A 4245-nucleotide genomic window follows, 5' to 3' on the forward strand; every position below is an offset into this window, starting at 1 on the left:
TAAATACGGATGACAGTTTCATTTCCGACCAGAAGTTCCGGATCCTCTGCCAGAATGTAATCAGCCAATTTGACATGAGTATAAGACACATCTTGCATTTTGATACCCTCCGCACCTGCTGTTTATGAGAGAAAGCACGCTCAGTTTTAAAATTGAACGTGAAACGATTAAATATCAGTAGCCGGGTTCAGACGCTGATGTCATCAGGCGTCATACCCACAACTATTTCCAGTGCACTACGCAAAATATCCAATTGTACAACATCGGAAGTGCATTCAAGTTGGGTGATCAGGTGCAATATAATGGCTTTATTTGTCACTTTGCCTTTTTCAGCCAGAATGACACGAATAGCGGCACCCAAAACTTCGGTTTCACTCAAAAAAAGTTCGCCCGCTTTGTTAAAATAGTTATAAGCTTCTGAATTAAAACCAGAGTCTGTCATCGGCTGGGATTGGTTTGATTTCATCGGGTCGCTGTGATTTAGCGTATAGCTCTTTGATGAATCAATGTCTTTTCTTGTCATCGGACGGTCCTTCAGCATTGAAAAAGTGTCGCACATTGTCGACATCCCGTACTTCGTAAGTGATTCGCCCACGTTTATCAGCCAGATCATGGCGGATCTCATTAATAATTCGCTCACAGGCGCTTTTTCGATTGATGTTGTCAGCACTCACAGCCATAAACTGTAATTGTGCAATAAGTCTGTCAGTCGATATTGGGCTCTTAGATTTAAGCAAGGAAATTACAGCCTCACCTATCAGCTTATCAGTTAATCTTTCTTCGTTACTTCTATACATATTAGCAGCCTCTGAATATACGCCGGCCAAAGGTCTTGGGCAGATTAGCTTCAGGTTCAGAGTTAGTACTTTACGCCATCAGGCATAAAATTTGGTAGGCTGTGAATTAATCAAGCCCGCATAATATGTCGAACTGAAATGCTATGAAGCCAATCGTTGCACTGTAATCTTAATCAGGATGAATCATGAATCTCGCTCAAGTACCAGACGGATAAGCTTCATATAATGCTTTTCCTCTTCTTCGCTGCCAGCGGCTTCAACGCGATTTAAAAGTTTCGAACATAAAGCTTTGCGATTGAGGTTCTTCCCTGCCTCAAGGATTTCAACCACAACACGCCCCATGGTTTCCTCATCAGAAAAGACCTGCGTATAGAGGGAATGAGACGTGTCCGGGGACGTTCCATTGTGCCTGTTCTGACGCATGATTAACCCTTATGTTAATAGATGTGTGATTAATGATTGCCTGTGTGACTATAAAGTTATACAAGATGTGAAAGGTTGTACAGGTATTTTAAGAAAAAAAAAGCCCGCAATGTCAGAGACTCAGAATTTTCCGATCTCAGGCCGGGGAAGCCTTGGCATGTGGGCCTCTATTCAGTCGAATGTTGAGCCATTTACCACGTACTGGCTGGTCTGCCGGTACAGGTAACTGCCGATGCCATGCACCGGATCACCCTCAAAACCCGTTTTTTGCATACCGATTTTTTCCAGAACATGCTGTGAAGCCAGATGATTTTCACGCACGGTAGCAGAAATCTGCGGTATACCCAGTTTCTCAAAACCGGTGTTGAGCACGGCGGTGGCAAACTCCGTCGCCAGCCCTTTTCCCCAGGCTGCTGTCGCAAAGCGATAACCGAGAAACACACGATGATTTTCGTAGCCTTCACGGATACCCAGTCCGCCGAAACCGATGATCTCGTCAGGCTTATGGTTCAGTGCAATTGCCCAGTGCCCGAAGCCATGATCCGACCATTCCTGCAACCAGCCGCTCAGTTTTTCCTGCGCAGCCGTCATGTCTTTCAGCGGACCGCGCGGATTAAATAAATTAGTTTGCGGATCGCCGTAAATAGCAAAAAAAGAACCGATATCATCAGCCTCTACTGGCCGGAGTAGCAACCGCGCTGTTTCGAGGATCATAGTGAGCGTCTTCCTTCTGTGAACTGCACTAAATCTTACTCTGGGCAGGAGACTCCGCCATCTGTTTTTTGAGGAAATCAATAAAACGCCGCACTTTTTCCGGCACATGACGGGTGTTGGGATAGAGTGCGAAAATGCCCTGCGGTGGGAAACGGTGATCGGGCAGCAAATGGCATAACCGCTGTGCGTCGATTTCCGGCTGTACCAGCCAGTCCGGCAGCAGGGCGACCCCTGCGCCTGCGAGTGCAAAAGCTAACAACGCCGACGCGCTGTCGGCCACAATGGCTGCGGGCGAAGAAACCCTGAACGGTATCTTATCTCTGCCGGGGGTTATCACCGGCCAACGCATTGGCAGCGGCAACCGGCTATGAGCAATTTCCAGTTGCTTAACGTTAAAACTCACCACCGCTTTGGTCAGCCCGAGCGAAGTTGCTGCGCGGGTAAAACTGCCTGCACTAACCACCGCAACGAAAATCTCCAGCCGCTGTAAATTCAGCATTCCGGGTCTCCTCACTGTCAAAATAATTTTGACAGTGTAACTGCAGCACGTCCGTTTATCCCTCAGAAAATCTCCGCTACATTGCCCGACTTTAAACATCAGTGCGAGTTTGACGAACTTGTCGAAGTTGCCAGAGCAGCAGCCGATGGTGGTGATTTCGCCGCATATATTTCTGCGCAGGGTGGGGCGAATGTCCCACGCGATGAGCAAACGGTAAGAACCGCCCGCCAAGTGATTGATGAGTTAAACGAGTACGACGAAGAGATTCAGAAAATCATCGGTGTTTATGCCCCTCATTTTGGCACTGACTGAGTAGCGTTGCGTGTGGTGCCTTTGACGAGCTAAGAAAACCAAAGAAAAAATGGCTACCAGTGTACTCTGGTAGCATTGTCTTAACCGATGAATCAGGATTTATGTTGTAACTGTTCTGGAGCCAATGCCACAGAAGCGATTGTTCGGCCTTGTTGATCGCAGAATTCAACTTCATAAGCCATCGATGGCGAACTATAAACATCAATAATTGCCCCGGTCATTCCTTTAACTAGCCCCTCATCAGGCAGGTCTACATTTAATATAACAACATCAAAAAGTGAAAATTCCATATCTGGCCTTTATTTAACGAAGATAGTAGTCATTCTGGGAACGGAGGAACCGGTATCGTACATCCAACCTGTTCATACAATTGCTGTATTCCCATTAATCCCTGTAATTGGCATCTCTACAGCCATACGTTGACCAAAATTGTCTGAGCCTAATAGTTTTGCTGGGTTGGAGACAATACCAGCCTGAACTTTAGTAATTAGGTCGTCAACATTCGTCTGGTTATAGCCTAAAGCTGACTCGAAAACCTTAGCTTTGTTACCGCCAACAGGATGGTCTGGATTTAACGCATATGAAATGAGTTTTTTAGGATCAATTACAGCTTTATCAGCGTTCAACAATGTTCCTGATTTTGATAGAAAGCCCGTTTCTGAAGTAATTGAATTTGTTTTCGCAAGATTTTCCAGTTGCTTTATCTCGCTAATTGCACCCATTCTACCAAGACCTAATCCCGCCGCCGCAGAGACAATAGCAATCGCCGAACCCGCGGTTGTCTCATTCAGCATCTGATCATAACCTGTCGGAGCTTCACCGCCGAGCTGTTGCGCAGTTTTGGCATAATCTGCAATGTTGCCATTGTAAACTCCGCCAGCAGCTAATAACCGCCCGGCAGCTTTACTATTGATTGTCTTAGTTGACTGGGCATGTTGAACAGGTGCTGAACCCCAACCCCCGTAATCATATTTCTGAGTTGGAAGGGCTTTTACACCTTGTCTTTCAGCTACGGCGAATTCATAAGCATCCATAGTCTGTCGAATAAACCCTTCGTGGTACAGGTAGGCTCTGTCACAAATCAGGTCACCATTTTCATCAACGTAAAATGGGTTTTCGACCCAATTCCATTGCTCAGTGGTATCCACACCAATCAGCCAGCCCAACTGAAGATGCTCCTTTATTGAGTCGTAAATGGGATCCACATACCCGGCCTGTGCCCGTCGCCATGTGGGCTGTCGTGAGTAAAGGCGCTCAGGAACACTAAAGGGGCTGAATTTGCTGCGGTAATTTCGCTCATCCAGATCATAGTGGGTTTTAGATTGTTCTAAAGCATGCTCGGGTGAGCAGATATAGGCGAAGTCTTCTGGGCGGAGTTCCCATTCAATTTCACGGCCTTCGTAGAGTGTAAACATGATGCACCTGCTAATCCTTGCAGTTTGGACTGATCAGATTTTCATCATATTACTTTTTTGACTTAACCAAAATTATTGTATTTAT

7 protein-coding genes and 1 pseudogene are annotated in these 4245 nt (G+C 46.1%); 1 reads left to right on the forward strand and 7 read right to left on the reverse strand.

Going from position 1 to position 4245, the window contains the following annotated elements; all coding sequences use genetic code 11:
* Positions 1-187: 187 nt before the first annotated feature.
* The 5 genes from J1785_RS02950 to J1785_RS02970 form a co-directional block, all read right to left on the reverse strand.
* On the reverse strand, positions 188-523 hold the full coding sequence (locus tag J1785_RS02950; protein WP_370278323.1) for a biofilm/acid-resistance regulator YmgB/AriR: 336 nt from the start codon (positions 521-523) through the stop codon (positions 188-190).
* Positions 504-797: a hypothetical protein gene (locus J1785_RS02955; RefSeq protein ID WP_129953440.1), complete on the reverse strand. Its 294-nt coding sequence runs from the start codon at positions 795-797 to the stop codon at positions 504-506. The genes J1785_RS02950 and J1785_RS02955 overlap by 20 nt, the downstream gene beginning before the upstream one ends.
* 183 nt (positions 798-980) lie before the next feature.
* Positions 981-1220: a regulatory protein YcgZ gene (gene ycgZ, locus J1785_RS02960; protein WP_129953441.1), complete on the reverse strand. Its 240-nt coding sequence runs from the start codon at positions 1218-1220 to the stop codon at positions 981-983.
* A gap of 171 nt (positions 1221-1391) precedes the next feature.
* Complete coding sequence (locus J1785_RS02965) at positions 1392-1934, reverse strand: GNAT family N-acetyltransferase (protein WP_217138751.1); 543 nt, start codon at positions 1932-1934, stop codon at positions 1392-1394.
* A gap of 28 nt (positions 1935-1962) precedes the next feature.
* Positions 1963-2433: a LysR family transcriptional regulator gene (locus J1785_RS02970; protein WP_217218773.1), complete on the reverse strand. Its 471-nt coding sequence runs from the start codon at positions 2431-2433 to the stop codon at positions 1963-1965.
* A 105-nt stretch (positions 2434-2538) separates the two neighbouring features.
* On the opposite strand from J1785_RS02970, the pseudogene J1785_RS02975 reads away from it, so the two are divergent.
* A pseudogene (locus tag J1785_RS02975) lies at positions 2539-2736 on the forward strand (hypothetical protein); the annotation flags it as partial.
* A gap of 101 nt (positions 2737-2837) precedes the next feature.
* Here the strand turns inward: J1785_RS02975 and J1785_RS02980 are convergent.
* A complete protein-coding gene (locus J1785_RS02980; protein ID WP_129953444.1) occupies positions 2838-3035 on the reverse strand; it encodes a DUF4926 domain-containing protein in 198 nt (65 codons plus the stop codon).
* A gap of 72 nt (positions 3036-3107) precedes the next feature.
* Entirely contained in the window at positions 3108-4160 is a 1053-nt protein-coding gene (locus tag J1785_RS02985) for a DUF8093 domain-containing protein (RefSeq protein WP_238483044.1), read from the reverse strand.
* Positions 4161-4245 lie beyond the last annotated feature (85 nt).

The organism is Rahnella perminowiae (assembly GCF_019049755.1).
In the GTDB taxonomy this organism is placed as follows: domain Bacteria; phylum Pseudomonadota; class Gammaproteobacteria; order Enterobacterales; family Enterobacteriaceae; genus Rahnella; species Rahnella perminowiae.

Coding starts and splice junctions, on each gene's coding strand:
- J1785_RS02950 (WP_370278323.1), bottom strand. CDS start 523: ATGACAAGAAAAGACATTGATTCATCAAAGAGCTATACGCTAAATCAC.
- J1785_RS02955 (WP_129953440.1), bottom strand. CDS start 797: ATGTATAGAAGTAACGAAGAAAGATTAACTGATAAGCTGATAGGTGAG.
- ycgZ (WP_129953441.1), bottom strand. CDS start 1,220: ATGCGTCAGAACAGGCACAATGGAACGTCCCCGGACACGTCTCATTCC.
- J1785_RS02965 (WP_217138751.1), bottom strand. CDS start 1,934: ATGATCCTCGAAACAGCGCGGTTGCTACTCCGGCCAGTAGAGGCTGAT.
- J1785_RS02970 (WP_217218773.1), bottom strand. CDS start 2,433: ATGCTGAATTTACAGCGGCTGGAGATTTTCGTTGCGGTGGTTAGTGCA.
- J1785_RS02980 (WP_129953444.1), bottom strand. CDS start 3,035: ATGGAATTTTCACTTTTTGATGTTGTTATATTAAATGTAGACCTGCCT.
- J1785_RS02985 (WP_238483044.1), bottom strand. CDS start 4,160: ATGTTTACACTCTACGAAGGCCGTGAAATTGAATGGGAACTCCGCCCA.